Origin of the sequence: Halomonas sp. MCCC 1A13316 (assembly GCF_014931605.1) — a bacterium.
In the GTDB taxonomy this organism is placed as follows: Bacteria; Pseudomonadota; Gammaproteobacteria; order Pseudomonadales; family Halomonadaceae; genus Halomonas.
The window spans coordinates 3,857,703-3,873,179 of sequence record NZ_CP053382.1; the positions used below are offsets into that span (position 1 = coordinate 3,857,703).

Annotated in this window: 16 protein-coding genes; 2 read left to right on the forward strand and 14 right to left on the reverse strand. The window is 63.5% G+C overall.

The window, feature by feature from the left end; all coding sequences use genetic code 11:
- Positions 1 to 12: 12 nt before the first annotated feature.
- A complete protein-coding gene (locus HNO52_RS17855; protein WP_232090383.1) occupies positions 13 to 1,137 on the forward strand; it encodes a phospholipase D-like domain-containing protein in 1,125 nt (374 codons plus the stop codon).
- A gap of 8 nt (positions 1,138 to 1,145) precedes the next feature.
- On the opposite strand, the gene HNO52_RS17860 is transcribed toward HNO52_RS17855, so the two are convergent.
- Positions 1,146 to 2,387 (reverse strand): cation:proton antiporter domain-containing protein, encoded by a 1,242-nt coding sequence (locus HNO52_RS17860; protein WP_197566569.1) that lies wholly within the window; start codon positions 2,385 to 2,387, stop codon positions 1,146 to 1,148.
- A gap of 151 nt (positions 2,388 to 2,538) precedes the next feature.
- Between HNO52_RS17860 and HNO52_RS21275 the strand changes: the two genes are divergently transcribed.
- Positions 2,539 to 2,661, forward strand: a complete 123-nt coding sequence (locus HNO52_RS21275; RefSeq protein WP_269476067.1) for a hypothetical protein — start codon at positions 2,539 to 2,541, stop codon at positions 2,659 to 2,661.
- 67 nt (positions 2,662 to 2,728) lie between these two features.
- Here the strand turns inward: HNO52_RS21275 and HNO52_RS17865 are convergent, their stop codons facing one another.
- The 13 genes from HNO52_RS17865 to proB all read right to left on the reverse strand — a co-directional run bounded on the left by HNO52_RS17865 (position 2,729) and on the right by proB (position 15,429).
- Positions 2,729 to 3,859, reverse strand: a complete 1,131-nt coding sequence (locus HNO52_RS17865) for a pilus assembly PilX family protein (RefSeq protein ID WP_197566570.1) — start codon at positions 3,857 to 3,859, stop codon at positions 2,729 to 2,731.
- A 30-nt stretch (positions 3,860 to 3,889) separates the two neighbouring features.
- Positions 3,890 to 4,501 (reverse strand): PilW family protein, encoded by a 612-nt coding sequence (locus tag HNO52_RS17870; protein ID WP_197566571.1) that lies wholly within the window; start codon positions 4,499 to 4,501, stop codon positions 3,890 to 3,892.
- A 14-nt stretch (positions 4,502 to 4,515) separates the two neighbouring features.
- The gene (gene pilV / locus HNO52_RS17875) at positions 4,516 to 4,923 is read right to left on the reverse strand and encodes a type IV pilus modification protein PilV (protein WP_197566572.1); all 408 of its coding nucleotides are present in this window, start codon (positions 4,921 to 4,923) and stop codon (positions 4,516 to 4,518) included.
- 8 nt (positions 4,924 to 4,931) lie between these two features.
- The gene (locus HNO52_RS17880; RefSeq protein ID WP_197569290.1) at positions 4,932 to 5,366 is read right to left on the reverse strand and encodes a GspH/FimT family pseudopilin; all 435 of its coding nucleotides are present in this window, start codon (positions 5,364 to 5,366) and stop codon (positions 4,932 to 4,934) included.
- A 7-nt stretch (positions 5,367 to 5,373) separates the two neighbouring features.
- Positions 5,374 to 5,787 carry a type IV pilin protein gene (locus HNO52_RS17885; protein ID WP_269476068.1) on the reverse strand — a complete coding sequence of 138 codons (414 nt, stop codon included), beginning with the start codon at positions 5,785 to 5,787 and terminating at the stop codon, positions 5,374 to 5,376.
- 165 nt (positions 5,788 to 5,952) lie between these two features.
- Positions 5,953 to 6,930, reverse strand: coding sequence for a 4-hydroxy-3-methylbut-2-enyl diphosphate reductase (ispH, locus tag HNO52_RS17890; protein ID WP_197566574.1), 978 nt, complete (start codon positions 6,928 to 6,930; stop codon positions 5,953 to 5,955).
- A 77-nt stretch (positions 6,931 to 7,007) separates the two neighbouring features.
- Positions 7,008 to 7,454 (reverse strand): FKBP-type peptidyl-prolyl cis-trans isomerase, encoded by a 447-nt coding sequence (fkpB, locus tag HNO52_RS17895; RefSeq protein WP_197566575.1) that lies wholly within the window; start codon positions 7,452 to 7,454, stop codon positions 7,008 to 7,010.
- A 62-nt stretch (positions 7,455 to 7,516) separates the two neighbouring features.
- Positions 7,517 to 8,044, reverse strand: a complete 528-nt coding sequence (gene lspA, locus HNO52_RS17900; protein WP_197569291.1) for a signal peptidase II — start codon at positions 8,042 to 8,044, stop codon at positions 7,517 to 7,519.
- Complete coding sequence (gene ileS / locus HNO52_RS17905) at positions 8,037 to 10,880, reverse strand: isoleucine--tRNA ligase (protein ID WP_197566576.1); 2,844 nt, start codon at positions 10,878 to 10,880, stop codon at positions 8,037 to 8,039. Before ileS ends, lspA begins: the two co-directional genes overlap by 8 nt.
- Before the next feature lie 10 nt (positions 10,881 to 10,890).
- On the reverse strand, positions 10,891 to 11,949 hold the full coding sequence (gene ribF, locus HNO52_RS17910; protein ID WP_197566577.1) for a bifunctional riboflavin kinase/FAD synthetase: 1,059 nt from the start codon (positions 11,947 to 11,949) through the stop codon (positions 10,891 to 10,893).
- 107 nt (positions 11,950 to 12,056) lie between these two features.
- On the reverse strand, positions 12,057 to 13,676 hold the full coding sequence (gene murJ, locus HNO52_RS17915) for a murein biosynthesis integral membrane protein MurJ (RefSeq protein WP_442907071.1): 1,620 nt from the start codon (positions 13,674 to 13,676) through the stop codon (positions 12,057 to 12,059).
- Between the two features lie 141 nt (positions 13,677 to 13,817).
- Positions 13,818 to 14,084 carry a 30S ribosomal protein S20 gene (gene rpsT / locus HNO52_RS17920; RefSeq protein WP_167119111.1) on the reverse strand — a complete coding sequence of 89 codons (267 nt, stop codon included), beginning with the start codon at positions 14,082 to 14,084 and terminating at the stop codon, positions 13,818 to 13,820.
- A gap of 193 nt (positions 14,085 to 14,277) precedes the next feature.
- Positions 14,278 to 15,429: a glutamate 5-kinase gene (proB, locus tag HNO52_RS17925; RefSeq protein ID WP_197569293.1), complete on the reverse strand. Its 1,152-nt coding sequence runs from the start codon at positions 15,427 to 15,429 to the stop codon at positions 14,278 to 14,280.
- Between the last annotated feature and the right edge of the window lie 48 nt (positions 15,430 to 15,477).

Genomic DNA, 15,477 nt, shown 5'->3' on the forward strand with positions numbered 1-15,477 from the left:
TGTAAGCCTGATGTGGCAAGGAGGCTCATCATCGGAACCGACTGGAAGGAGGGCAACCGGATCACCCTGTTGCCCGACAGTCGCCGCTTCGTGCCGGCTCTGCTCGAGGCCATCGATACCGCCCAGGAGTCGATCTGGCTCGAGCAGTACCTGGTCGAATCCGGGCGAGTGACACAACGTTTCTTCGAGGCGCTGATACGGGCAGCGCGGCGCGGTGTCGAAGTGCGCGTCCTGCTGGACAGCTTCGGTGCCACTGGCCTGGGCCAGCACGAACGTACCCGACTGTCGGCTGCCGGGGTGGCGCTGTGTCACTACAACCCGTTCATGATGCGGCGGCTGCGCCGCAATCTGGTACGCACCCATCGCAAGCTGGTACTGATCGATCGCCGAGTAATCTACACCGGTGGCTACTGTCTGACCGACGACTATCTGGGCGACTGGTTCGACCTGATGGTGAGGGCGGAAGGCCCGGTGGTGGCAGATGCGATCAAACTGTTTGCAGACCTCTGGGAATCTCCTCGCGTCCGGGGCGACAAGGCCCGATTGGTCCGGCGGGCGGCGCCCCAGTCCCAGGCCGGGAGCATGCCAGCACGACTGGTCCAGAATGAGGGCCATCGCAGCCCGACCATCCGCCGCTCGCTGCACCGGCAGATAGTCGGCGCCACACGTCGCGTATGGCTATATACCCCCTATTTTCTACCCTCCCGCCAATTGCGCCGGCTGATAAAGGAAGCGTCGGCACGAGGCGTCGATGTTCGATTGCTGGTAGCGGGCAAGGGGCATGACCACCCCAGCGTGCGAACTGCAGGTCAGCGCCACTATGGCCAGCTGCTCGACTCCGGCATCAAGATTTACGAGTACCAGCCTCGTTTCACCCATGCCAAGTTCTGCATCGTCGATGACTGGGTCACCGTGGGGTCGTGCAATTTCGATCACTGGAGCCTGCACTGGAATTTGGAAGCGAACCTGGAAGTGGATAGTCCAACGTACTGTGCAGACCTTGTCGAACTGTTCGAAAGCCATAGCGAGGAGAGTCGGCCGATTCTCGCCCAGGCATGGCAACAACGTCCACGAACCCAGCGCCTTCGGGAACGAGCTGCAGCGCTGATCAGCGCGTGGCTGGCCGGGCTACGCTGACGTGACGGTCACTTATTACGCGCTTGCTGCCGTCGCTGCCAGTGTCCGTACATTTTGGCAAACGGCGCCGCCGTGAGCCCATGCACCAATAGTGAAATCGCGACGATCAGGCTAACGGCGACCCAGACGCGCTCATGCCCAGTGCGGCTCGATGCCAGGGTTGCGTAATAGAGGGCCGATATCCCGATCGGCCCGAACCAGCCCATCACCCACACGATCGATCTATCGCGCAGCGAGGGAAGCCATGGGCTTAGCAGCAGAATCGCCGGCAGGCGACGCAGCAGCAGTACCAACAGAACCAGAGCCAGCCCCGCCCAGCCCAGCGCCCACCACTCATCCCAGGGGGCAATCAGCCCGAACAGGATGAAGGCCGGCAGGGTCAGCAGGATATTGACCGCCTCCTGGACATTGTCCTCCTCGCTGCGATCTTTCCCCCCTACTTTTTGATCGAAGGCCAGACCGGCGGCGAAGACGCCGAGAATGCTGTTGGTGCCCAACAACGCGCCTACACCAAGCACGAAGATCGTCAACGCCACGGTAATCGAAAGAAAGGAGGGCTGGTCGAGATAGCCACGCTCTTCCGACCAGCGCAGTGCGCGTCCTGTCGCCCAACCCAGCACGATGCCGACCAGCACGCCACCACCCACTTCCCATAGCCAGACCCGACCGAACCAGTCGAGCCAGGCATCGCCAGTGGGTGTGGTCAATAGCAGGATCGGCAGCAATACCAGCGGATAGGCCAGCCCATCGTTGGCGCCGGACTCACTGGACAATAAATGACGAAAGGAACCCGGCAAATTCTCCTTGGCCACCCCACCGGTGACGATGGAAGACGCCACCACCGGATCGGTGGGACAAACGGCGGCTCCGACCAGCAGTGCGATCAGCAGCGGTAATCCCAGCACCCCGTAGGTGAGCAAGGCACTGATGAGACACATCGCGGGCATCCCGATGGCCAGCAGGATAACTAGCGAGCGCCAGTGAGAGAAAGGGTAATCGGGAGGAAGCCGCAAGGCGATACCCATCAGGCTGATGCCCAGCGTGATGCGCGCCGTCTCCTCCATCAACTTCTTGCTGTCGCCCCAAGCCCGGGGATCCAGCAGGTCCATTGCCTCCGGTCCTAGTGCGACACCCAGCAGGAAGGCAAGCAAAGGCACCGATAGCCAGGAACGATCCAGCGGGCTCGACAACAAGCCCACGACCAGCACCAGGCCACCCACGACCGCGAGCGCTAAGTTCAAGTGCTCCATCCCGGCTCCTTCCGCTCCATAGCTTCCCTTTCCCTACCCTAGGCAATCTGACGCAAGGCGTAAAACCGAGCAACGCCGCCGGAACAGGATTGCACGGTGAATCGCTGCTGGCTTAAAGTAGCTACGGACCTCAACGGACAAGGAGTCGAGCATGACGAACGGCAAGTCCCGCAGTGTCATCAAGCGTATCTACGTTCCTACCCACGTGCGCGAGCTTCCCAGCGGCGAGCGGGTCACCGTACCCGGTCACTATCGCAAGCCAGCCGAATCCTGAGCTCTCGGATCTACAGAATCACGGCGTCAGCGCCGCGAGATGATACGTGGCTTCCGTGTCAGGCCGCTCAGTTCCAGGCGACGATCTCGGGATCGGCAGGTACGAAAGTATCCGGGTTGGTTACGTTATCGAGGCTGATGAAGTCGATACCGCCGTTGCTGCGGATGTAGGTGCCCGCCACGATCGCGCCGTACAGGCTCGAGTTGCCGTTTTGACGAACATATCCACCGGCCCAGAACACGCCATAATTGTCCGTGTTGCCGTTGAATTCGATATCCTGGCCAGCGATGACAAAAAGGCCGATCTCGCTCTCGTTGCCACCGCTTGAAGTAGCCCCGCTCATGGTGACGTTACCTGTTGCCACCAGCGTCACACGGTTGCTATCCACGGAACCGCCCTGCACATCCAGGTCGCCGTCGCAAAATACGGTGTCACCATCGTTCAGCGTGTCCATGTCGATACTGCACGTGTTGATGACTCCCCCACGCTCCCGATATTCATCGAATACCGTAGGGTCGTAACTCTTGTAGCAGTGAGGCTCGGGATTTTCATCACAGCCGCTTACGTCCTCGCCTGCCGGTCGGGTTCCTGGCAGGGGCACCTCGACCATCTGCTCTGTCCCGTCGGTCACGATCGCTTCCGAACCGTCTCGCAGAGTAATGTCGACGGTTCCGTTGGAGTGGACATTACCCAGAACGGTGGACTGGCCCGTGACCAGAATGTAGTCCGCACTGAGCAGCCCATTGGTAAAGGCAGGGTTCGGTCCCGGTGTGAATTCGATGCGAGCGAAGACCGGCTGGCTCACTGCTGCCAGACTGCCCGCGGTGACCACGGCCCCCATGCCGGCAATGAAGTAATCGCTGCCGTCCCGGAGCAGATAGTAGTGGCAGGCGATATTGCCGCTGCAGGCGTTGGCGGAGATGTCACCCAATGCGGTGAACTCTGTCCAGCTGTAGGCTTCCACTTCGGCGAGGGTCCGTGTGGCATCGAAGTCGCTGACGCTCATGCCGCTGCCATTCTCGCCCCAGCCGGCCGAGATGGCCTTTTCCGCGCCCATCTGGGCTTCGGTTGCGGCCTTGTAGTTTCCCGCCAGGCGCTCGTCGATCTGTGACGACTGCATTCCGGAAAGCCCCAGCATCAAGGAGCCGGCCAGCATCGAGAGCACGACAACCAGTGCAGCACCGCGTTCTTGTTTCATGTGAGTGCTCCTACCTCTCGGGAGGTCAGGCTAGTCTATCGCCTCGTTTCGGTTGACGGCACGAAACACGAAGTCGTCCGTCTCGGTAGCGTCCTCCCGGCTCTTGATAAGCTGGAATTGCAGAACCCAGACGCCGTTGGCCTCGTCGGTTTCACTCGCATCACGGCCGAACCCACCGTCAGCGAAACCGGTAACGAGCGGCTCGTAATCGGCGCCGGAAGGGTCGGTACCGCATCTCTGCCCCATGTCAAGTGACCAGCCTTCGCTGGCACTAATAGCGGCGCTACTCAGACGGTAGATTCGCACCACCATGGCACCGTCAGTGCAAGCGCTCGTATCTCCATTGTTCGTGATCTCGACTCTCAGCTCTCCGGCTGCGTCATCAAAGCTTATCTCAGGGCCCGAAACAGAATCGAAGTTGGCCCGCCGAATGTCGCGTATCAATGTCTCCGTGGCAAAGGTCAACGCCGCCTGCTTGTTGCCCAGCAGCTCGGTCTGGCGAAAGGTCTGGAACCCCATGAGAAACAGCTGACCCGCACCGAGAATGATGATCAGGCCGATCACCAGCGCCACCATCAGCTCGATCAGGGTGAAGCCCGACTGAGGGCGGGGGACGTGATTGCGGAAGCCTGAAATGAGCATGATACGCGCGTCTCTCATGGGTCCATGTCGGGCAAGCGGAACTGATAAACGAACCCTACCCCGGTCTCACCCGTACCATAGCGATCCTCTTGCCAGCGTACGGTCACGGTATAGTCACAGTCCGTACCGCCGATATCGCTTCCCGCATCGAAAAGCAGGGTGCCGAACCAGTTCCCCAGCCAGCCGCTCTCGACCGTACTCGCAGCCGGGCACGCTTTGTTGGCATCCCCTGAAAGCGCGGCCCACGCCCTCTCCTGCGCATCGATGGCTGCCAGGCTCACCACCGCGCGCTGGTAGCCCATGTGGGCACTCTGCAAGGCCCTCAGCTGCATGGCCGCCACACCGAGCAGGCCAATGGAAAGGACCAATACGGCGATCAGCGCTTCGATGAGCGTAAAACCTGACTGAGCGTGACGTCTCATTTCGCTCCTCAACTCGACGGCTTGCCGATGCGGCCGGTGCTGCTCACGCGCAGGTCGACGTCACCGGCACCACTATGATCGACCGTGATGTCACAGCCAGACGTACAATTCGCGCGCCGACCCAACGCGCTGAAGGTGATATTGGTACTGGTGATGCTGACCTGGCCGCCGCGCGCAGAGCGAATCGAAATGTCGTTATTGCCGGCCGTGGTGATCCGGTATTCCCAAGGGCTGGCTTGCGTTACGCGGAACGTCACGTTCTCGCGCCGCTTGATGGCCTCGCTGCGGGCCTGGTTCAAACCGGAAAGCACCACGTTGTAGTCAGCCGCCAGCTGGTTTCTGGCCATCATGCCTTGAAAGCCCGGCACGGCAATGGTGGCAACGATCGTCATCACGGCGATCGTGACCAGTAGCTCGATCAGGGTGAAACCGGCGCTTTTCATCGATACGTTACCAGCAGGCCGCAGGGCTTCTTACACCTTGATGATTCAGGGTCATGTTACCGGAACATCCATCGGGGCCACGACCGGATAACAATGCAGCGGTAAGGGTGAAGGTAGCAGCAGCGCTCGTCACGGTAATGGAGTAGTTCCCATCGGGAGAGGGCGAAGTCACGTTGCATCCCGCATAGGAATTATTGACCGTATAGCAACGCTCGAGCTGGCCGGCTGCCTCCATGAGCCCGGCATGGGCATCAGTGCGCGTCGCTCGTTCCACATAGCCGCGATAGCTCGGTATGGCAATCGACGCCAGGATCGCAATCACGGCCACGGCGATCATCAGCTCGATCAGCGTGAAACCGCGAGCGCGCCGGGGCGTGCCATACCGAGGCCACTGAGGAGCCAGGCGGGCGTAGGTCGTCACTTGGCGCTCCTCCGCTAATTGGTTACACTTGGTTTCAGTATGTATCATGACACCCAACCCTGCTAGATACATCATAAAAAAAGCCGGGGCAGGCCCGACTGATTATTCTCGCACAGCATGAGATGTCTCATATCTTCAGGTAGTGGCGTACTTCACACCTTTTTCTCAGGATAGCGAATCGCTGGCGATCACGCGTTCGCGCAGCTCGCGGGGCATGGAAAAGGTGATGGTCTCCTCGCGGCCGGCCAGCTCTTCCGGCGCCTGCGCGCCCAGGCCCTGCAACCGCTCGATCACACCCTTGACCAGAACCTCCGGCGCGCTCGCCCCGGCGGTGATACCGACGGCAGTCACATCCTTGAGCCAGGCCGGCTCGATCTGGTTGGCGTCGTCGATCAGGTAGGCCGGCGTACCGACCCGCTCGGCCAGCTCGCGCAGGCGGTTGGAGTTGGAGCTGTTGGGGCTGCCCACTACCAGCAGCAGGTCGCAGCCGGCAGCCAGCTCACGTACCGCATCCTGGCGGTTCTGGGTGGCATAACAGATATCGTCCTTGCGCGGCCCCTCGATCTGGGGGAATTTTTCACGCAGAGCGTCGATCACTCGAGCGGTGTCGTCCATGGAGAGAGTGGTCTGGGTGACGAAAGCAAGCCGGGTCGGGTCGTTCACCTCGAGACGCTCGACGTCGGCTTCGTCCTCGACCAGATAGATGCTGCCACCGTGTGACTCGTCGTAACGCCCCATGGTGCCCTCCACCTCGGGATGGCCGGCATGCCCGATGAGGATGCACTCCTGCCCGCGCCTGGCGTAGCGCAGCACTTCCAGATGCACCTTGGTCACCAGCGGGCAGGTGGCATCGAACACCTTGAGACCGCGCCGTTCGGCGTCCTCCTGGACCGCTCGGGAAACGCCGTGGGCGGAGAAGATCACGATGACATCGTCGGGCACCTCGTCGAGTTCCTCGACGAAGATCGCGCCACGCTCACGTAGGGTATCGACCACGAAGCGGTTGTGAACGACCTCATGGCGCACGTAGATGGGCGGGCCGAAGACATCCAACGCACGGTTGACGATCTCGATGGCACGGTCGACCCCGGCACAGAAACCGCGGGGATTGGCCAGCCTGATTCGCACGGAGTTAGCTTGCATGGTTACGTTACCTTGATGCCTGGGCATCGAGTAGAAACAATAAAGCGTAGAAAGCAGGAGTGCCGTTGCGACCAGACTCAGTGTGTCTGCGCGGGCCTCACATCAATCACCTCGACCTCGAAGGTCAGGGTACGCCCGGCAAGCGGATGGTTGAAGTCCACTTCCACATTGCGCTCGTCGACATCGGTGATCACCCCTGGCAACTCGCCGCCGGCGGGGTCGGCGAATGACATCACCGTGCCCACTTCGGGCTCGATCTCGTCAAAATCATCGCGACTGAGCCTCTGCACGTTTTGCGGGTTGTGCTGGCCGAAGCCGTGCTCCGGCGAGATCTCGAAGCTGCCGCTTTCGCCGCCTGCCATGCCCTTCAGCGGGTATTCGAAACCCGGCGGCAAATTGCCATCGCCCAGTTGGAAGGTGGCCGGCTGTTTCTCGCGGGTGGAGTCGACCACGGTGCCGTCCTCCAGCTTGAGGGTGAAGTGCAGCGTCACTTCCATACCCTCGTCGATGCGTAATTCGCTCATCGTTGCTCTCGCTTGATCGTACGCTTGAAAGGTCGGGTCCTGCCAGCAGCATAGCAGGCGGCTCAACCGCGCCGCCGCGCCTGCTTGCGGCCTTCGAAAAGGGATTCCCAGATCAGACCGACGGCGCCCAGGGTGATGCCGATATCGGCCACGTTGAAGGCCGGGTAGTACCAGCCGGCGACATGAAAGGAGAGGAAGTCGACCACGTAGCCATGCACCAGGCGGTCGTAGAGATTGCCCAAGGCACCCCCGATGACCAGCGCCAGCGCACCACCGAGGAACCGCTCGTCAGCCTTCAGCCGGCTCATCCAGATCGTCAGGCCGATGCAGGCCCCGATACCGACCAGGGCGAAGAGCCAGCGCTGCCAGCCAGGATGACCGGCCAGAAAGCTGAACGCCGCGCCGGTGTTGTGCAACAAAGTGAGGTTGAAAAACGGCAGCACTTCCACCGGCTGGCCGTAGCTCAGCAGGCTGGACATCAGCGCCTTGGTGGCGAGGTCCAGCGCCACTACGGCGACGGCCAGCCACAACCAGCGCAGCGGCTTGCTCATCGGCGGCACCGCAGCGCCGCCCTGCTCCTTGTCACGCATAGTGGCGAGTCTCACCGGAACCCTCCGGCAGGTTGCTGATGCAACGACCGCACAGGTCCGGATGCTCGACGTGGCTGCCGACATCCTCGCGGTGGTGCCAGCAGCGCTCGCACTTGTGGTAAGGACTCGCCGACACTGCGACCTTCAGGCCTTCAAGCTCGGTGGCCTCGGCGGCCTCGGCGTTTTGGCCTTCGCCCAGCGGTGCCAGGCGCACTTCGCTGGTGAGCATGACGAAGCGCAGCTCCTCGCCCAGCTTGGCCAGGGTGGCATTGAGCTTGGCGTCGACATAGAGGGTCACTTCCGCGGCCAGGCTGCCCTTGATGGTCTTCGCGTTGCGTGCATCCTCCAGGCACTTGTTGACCGCCTGCTTGACCTCGAGCACCTGCTCCCAGAAGTCGCGGCCCATCTCGGCATCCGGCGCCAGGGTGGCGAGCCCCTCGTAGTAGCTCTCAAGCAGCACGCTGTCGCGGCGCTGGCCGGGGATGTGCTCATAGATCTCCTCGGCGGTGAAGCTGAGGATCGGCGCCACCCAGCGCGAGAGCGCTTCGACCACCTGGTAGAGTGCCGTTTGGCAGCTGCGCCGGGCCAGGGAGTCGGCCTGGGTCGTGTACTGGCGATCCTTGATAACATCGAGGTAGAAACCGCCGAGCTCACGCGAGCAGAAGGTGTGCACCTGCTGATAGACGTCGAGGAAGCGGTACTCCTCATAGGCCTTCTCGATGCGCGCCTGGAGCTGGGCGGCGCGATCCACCACCCACTGGTCCAGCGCCAGCATGTCGGCGAAAGCGACGCTGTCGCGGGCCGGATCGAAGCCGTTGAGGTTCGAGAGCAGGAAGCGCGCGGTGTTGCGGATACGCCGATAGACGTCGGCGGTACGCTTGAGGATCTCGTCGGAGACCGCCATCTCGCCGGAATAGTCGGTGGAGGAGACCCATAGGCGAAGGATATCGGCGCCGAGCCTGTCCATCACTTCTTGCGGCGCCACCACGTTGCCCAGCGACTTGGACTGCTTGCGTCCTTGGGCATCGACGGTGAACCCGTGCGTCAGCAGTTGCCGATACGGCGGATGCCCATCGATTGCCGACCCCGTCAGCAGCGATGAGTGGAACCAGCCGCGGTGCTGGTCGGAACCCTCCAGGTAGAGGTCGGCGCGCGGCCCAGTCTCGTGGCCATGCGGATGCGAGCCGCGCAGCACGTGGCGGTGGGTGGTGCCGGAGTCGAACCACACGTCGAGAGTATCGGTGACCTTTTCGTAATCCGCCGCCTCGTCGCCCAGCAGCTCGGCCGGGTCGAGACGGAACCAGGCGTCGATGCCCTCGCGCTCGACGCGCTTGGCGGCCTCCTCCATCAGTTCGACGGTACGCGGATGCAGCTCGCCCGTGGCCTTGTTCAGGAAGAAGGGAATCGGCACACCCCAGTTGCGCTGGCGCGAGATGCACCAGTCGGGGCGATTGGCGATCATGCTGTGCAGGCGCGCCTTGCCCCATGACGGGGTGAAGTGGGTGGCCTCGATGCCCTCGAGCGCCCGCTCGCGCAGGGTGCGGCCGTCGTGGCCCTTGAGGTCCATGCCCACGAACCACTGCGCCGTGGCGCGGTAGATTACCGGCGTCTTGTGGCGCCAGCAGTGCATGTAGCTGTGAGTGATGACCTTGTGTGCCAGCAGGGCGCCGGCCTCGCGCAGCTTGTCGACGATCTGCGGATTGGCCTTCCAGATCATCTGGCCGCCGAAGAAAGGCAGGTCCGCAGCGTAGACGCCGTTGCCCTGTACCGGGCTCTTGATCTCCTCGAACGACATGCCGTGGGCGCGGCAGGTGACGAAGTCGTCGACGCCGTAGGCCGGGGCCGAGTGGACGATACCGGTACTACCCACCTCGGATTCGACGTAGTCGGCCAGATAGACCGGCGAGAGTCGATCATAGAAGGGGTGGCGGAACTCGACCAGATCGAGCGCCTCGCCCTTGGTGGTGGCGATCACTTCGCCCTGGAGCTCGTAGCGCTCCAGGCAGCTCTCGACCAGCTCCTCCGCCAGCACCAGCAAGCGTTCGCCGGTATCGACCAGGGCGTAGTTGAACTCGGGGTGAACATTGAGCGCCTGGTTGGCCGGAACGGTCCAGGGCGTGGTGGTCCAGATCACGATGGCGGCGGGCTTGGGCAGTGACTCCAGGCCAAAGGCCACGGCCAGCTTCGTCTCGTCGGCGGCCGGGAAGGCGACGTCGATGGCATCGGACTTCTTGTCCTGGTATTCGACCTCGGCCTCGGCCAGCGCCGAGCCACAGTCGAAGCACCAGTTGACCGGCTTGAGCCCCTTGAACACGTAGCCCGCGGCGACCATGTCGGCCAACGCGCGGATCTCGCCGGCCTCGTTGACGTAGTCCATCGAGCGATAAGGGTTGTCCCAGTCGCCGATCACGCCCAGGCGCACGAAGTCGGCGAGCTGAGTCTCGATCTGAGCAGCGGCGTACTCGCGGCACAGTCCGCGGGCCTGCTCGGGCTCGAGGTGCTTGCCGTGGGTAGTCTCCACCTTGTGCTCGATGGGCAAGCCATGGCAGTCCCAGCCGGGCACGTAGGGAGCGTCGAAGCCGGCCAGGTTCTTCGACTTGACGATGATGTCCTTGAGGATCTTGTTGAGAGCGTGACCGATGTGGATGCTGCCGTTGGCATAGGGAGGGCCGTCGTGAAGCACGAACACCTCGCGACCTCGGCGCTCTTCACGCAGGCGCTGATAGAGCTTCATGTCCTGCCATTGCGACACCCTGCCAGGCTCGCGCTTGGGCAGGTTGCCACGCATGGGAAAATCGGTCTCGGGCAGGTTGAGGGTGTGCTTGTAGTCGCTCATATCCAGGGAATCAGCCGTCGTCGTGGTCGGCGGAACGTCCCGCCGAGAATTCGGAAGTCGTAGCCTCGCGCGCCAGCGGCGCCGATGCCAAGGGAAGAGAATCGTCTGCCAGGCCGGGCTCCTCGGCAGCAAGGTATTCCACGAAGAAGCGCCGGGCACGAGCCAGATCTGCCATGATCTGCCGCTTGAGCGCGGTGAAGTCGTCGAACTTCACCTCGCCGCGCAGCCTGGCGCAGGGAAATACCGTCAGCCTCTGGCCGTAAAGGTCACCATCGTAGTCGAACAGATGAACCTCCAGCACCGGCCTATCGCTGCCCACCGTGGGTCGCCAGCCGATATTGGCCACGCCGGGAAGGCGCTGCCCATCGGGTAGCTCGGTCACCACGGCATAGACGCCACGCAGCGCCAAGGGCAAGCGCGGCAGCGGCAGGTTGGCGGTAGGCACGCCGATGGTACGCCCCAGCTTCTGGTCGACGACCACTCGCCCGTCAAGGCGATAGGGACGACCCAGCATGCGCGCTGCCTGGGCGAAGTTGCCGCTGGCCAGCAGCGTACGCACCCGGGTGCTGGAGACCCTCTCGTCGTCGAGGGTGAAGGTGCGCGTATGCTCGACGCCAAACCCTTCGCGGCCGCGCCTTTCGCCCTCCTCCGCCAGCAGGCTGAAGTCACCGCTGCGATCGCAGCCGAAGCGGAAATCGTCTCCCACCACCAGATGGCGAACGCCCAATCCTTCGACCAGAACGCGATCGATGAATTCCACTGCGGTGAGGCTTCGCAGCCGCTCGTTGAACGGCAGGCAGAGAATGCGATCCACACCGCTCTCGCCCAGCAGGCGTACCTTTTCGCGCAGCCGGGTCAGGCGTGGCGGTGCCTGGTCGCCGGCGAAGAACTCACGCGGCTGGGGCTCGAACACCACGACAGCCACCGGCAGGCGCAGCTTCGAGGCCTGCTCGCGGCACTGGTCGAGAATCGCCTGATGGCCGCGGTGCACCCCATCGAAATTACCGATGGTGGCTACGCAGCCGCGATGCTCGTCGCGCAGGTTGTGCAGTCCTCGAATGACTTCCATCTAGTCGTCGCAATGTCCTGTAAGGGTTGAAACTTGCAAAGAGGTCGATTATAGCGAACCCCCGCTCCCGGATCAGCCCCGGCACACAACGCCGGGGCACTCCTTACTCAGCCACGCATACGGAAATGCCTCGGCCGGACGCCCAGCGCTGCCAGCCAGGCGAAGTAGACCGCCGCACCCGCTATTACCAGCAACGCCAACCACTGTACCCGGGTCCATACGCCCCAGCCGAGCCATTGCTGCCAGTCGGGCGACAGCCAGGCGAGCCCCGCGCTCATCACCATGCAGCCACCGATGAGTTGCACGGCATAGCGGCCCCAGCCGGGCTGGAACACCAGCACTCCCTGCTTGTGCAGCAGCCAACCCAACAGCCCGGCGTTGAGGAAGGCCGACAGTGCCGTCGCCAGCGCCAGGCCGGCGTGAGCCAGCGGCCAGATCAGAATCAGGTTGAACACCATGTTGGCGACCATGGCGATGATGCCGACCTTCACCGGCGTCTTGGTGTTCTGGCGGGCGAAGAAGCCAGGCGCCAGCACCTTGATCAACATGAAGGCGACCAGGCCGAAAGAGTAGGCCCGCAGACTCATGGCCGCCATGGCGATGTCGTGCTCGGTCATGGCGCCGTAGTGAAACAGCGAAATCAGTAGTGGCTCGGCGAGGATCGCCAGGGCCAGCGCCGCCGGCAGCCCCAGCAGCAGCACGGCGCGCACCGCCCAGTCGAGCATGGCGGCGAAGTGCTGGCCGGCCTGCTCGGCGTGGCGCTTGGAGAGCGCCGGCAGAATCACCGTACCGATGGCGATGCCGAACACACCCAGCGGCAACTCGACGAGACGATCCGAGTAGTAGAGCCAAGAGACGCTGCCGGGCGCCAGCAGCGAGGCCAGCACGGTATCCAGCAGCAGGTTGATCTGCGACACCGAGACGCCGAACAGCGCCGGCGCCATCAGCACCAGGATGCGCTTGACGCCGCTATGGGCGAAATTCGGCCAGGGTCGCGGCATCAGCCCCAGGCGCGTCAGGAACGGCACCTGGAAGGCGAGCTGGGCGACGCCGGCTATGAGCACGCCCCACGCCAGTGCCATGGCCGGCTCGCTCATCAAGGGCGTGAGCAACAAGGCGGCGCCGATCAGCGAGAGGTTGAGCAGCACCGGAGTGAAGGCCGGCACGGCGAAACGGTTCCAGGTATTGAGCACGCTGCCGGCAAAGGCGGTAAGCGACACCAGCAGCAGGTAGGGAAACGTCAGCCGCAGCATGTCGGCGGTGAGCGCAAGCTTGGCCGGGTCGCGACCAAAGCCCGGGGCGAAGAGCCACACCAGCCAGGGCGCGGCGAGCATCGCCAAGGCCGTGATCAGCGCCAGCACCGCGGTGAGGCTACCCGCCACAGCATCGAGCAGCTCGCGCACCTCGCGCTTGCTGCCGCGGGTGGCGTACTCGGAGAGCACCGGCACGAAGGCCTGGTTGAAGGCACCCTCGGCAAACAGCCGACGCATGAAGTTGGGGATCTTGAAGGCGACGAAGAAGGCATCGGCGCCGCTACCGGCACCGAACAGGGTCGCTACCACCACGTCGCGCAGCAGGCCCATGACCCGCGACAGCATGGTCATGGCCCCCACCACCAGACCGGAGCGCATCAACCCTCCGGCCTTGGGGGCAACGGCCTGGTCGTCATCGGCCACCTTGGGCGGCGCCGACTCAGCGGGCTCGGGCAACTGCTCGCGTTCCGTCACCTTCTGCTTCCTCGCCAGCTCGTTCGATGCGGGGCCATCCCGCGCTCAGGCACAAAAAAACCGGCCTTAGCCGGTTTTTTCGAGATCGCGATACGCAGGCATCTAGGCGATGGCGCTCGCGACGTCTCCAGGCGTCCGGCTTTACGCAGCCAGTGCCTTAATTCGCGTGTTCAGACGGCTCTTCAGGCGCGCAGCCTTTTTCTTGGAGAGCACGTCCTTGTCGGCGATGCGATCGATGACCGGCTGCGCCTTCTGGAATTCAGTCATCGCGGTGGCGTGATCGCCGCCGTTGATGGCCTTGATGACGCGCTTCACGTAGGTACGCACCATGGCGCGCTGGCTCGCCTTCAGAACACGACGACCTTCCGCCTGACGGGCACGCTTGCGTGCTTGCTTGCTGTTTGCCACTGACTATCTCCTGGAAAACTTTGACGCCGCCCTGTCTGGGGCGGCATCGATAACGATTTGTCCGGCCTGAAATCTCGTTTCCTGCCGGTCGGGCCATTGCGTCAACGCCAAGGTTGTCGACGGGCCGTGTCTGAGAGGATGGCGCATACTACCATAGGTACGCGGCGTCATGCTACATGCCACGAACAAGGCGTCACAGCACGACGAGGTTGTCCCGGTGGATCAGCTCGGGCGCCTCCATGTAGCCAAGAATCGCCTCGATCTGGTGACTCGGCTGGCCGAGAATGCGGCGCGCCTCGTCAGCACCGTAGTTCACCAGCCCCTTGGCGATTCGTTGGCCCTGCTCGTCGAGGCACAGCACCATGTCGCCACGCACGAAGTCGCCCGTCAGTGCCTTGACGCCCACCGCCAGCAGGCTCGAGCCGCTGCCCCGCAGCACCTTCACCGCCCCGGCATCCAGCGTCAGGCTGCCGCGCACCTGCAGCTGGCCGGCCAGCCAGCGCTTGCGTGCCGCCATCGGCGCCTCCTCGGGGCACAGCAGCGTACCCAGCCGCTCGCCCCGGGTCAGCCGCAGCAGCACATCGGACTGGCGTCCGCTGGCGATCACCGTGACGGCACCGGAGCGAGCGGCCAGGCGGGCTGCCTGCACCTTGGTGGTCATGCCGCCCCGCCCCAGCGCACCGCCGCCGCCGGCCATCGCCGCCAGTGCCGGGTCATCAGCACGCCCCTCGCTGACCAGCGTGGCCGCCGGGTTGTGGCGCGGGTCGGCATCGAACAGCCCCTCCTGGTCGGTGAGGATCACCAGTGCTTCGGCCTCGAGCAGGTTGGCTACCAGCGCGCCCAGGGTGTCGTTGTCGCCGAAGCGGATCTCGTCGGTGACCACGGTATCGTTCTCGTTGACCACCGGCACCACGCGCAGGTCGACCAGGGTACGCAGCGCCGAACGCGCGTTGAGGTAGCGCTTGCGGTTGGAGAGGTCGTCGTGGGTCAGCAGCACCTGGGCGGTGAGCAGACCATGGCGAGCGAAATGATGCTCATAGCACTGGGTCAGGCCGTTCTGACCTACCGCAGCGGCAGCCTGCAATTCATGCACTGCCGAAGGTCGGGCTTGCCAGCCCAGCCGCACCATGCCGGCGGCCACGGCACCCGACGACACCAGCACCACCTCGACACCCTGGCGATGCAGCGCCGCGATCTGGTCCACCCAGCCGCCGATCGCCGCTTCATCGAGCCCGCGCCCGTCATTGGTCAGCAGAGCGCTGCCGATCTTCACCACCACCCGGCGAGCGCCACGCAGCGCATCGCGACCCGGTACCCGCTGCTCGTTCACACCCGGCTCTCCCATCCAACAAAAACCAGCCATATCAGCGCAACTGAGCGAGCAAAGGCCATC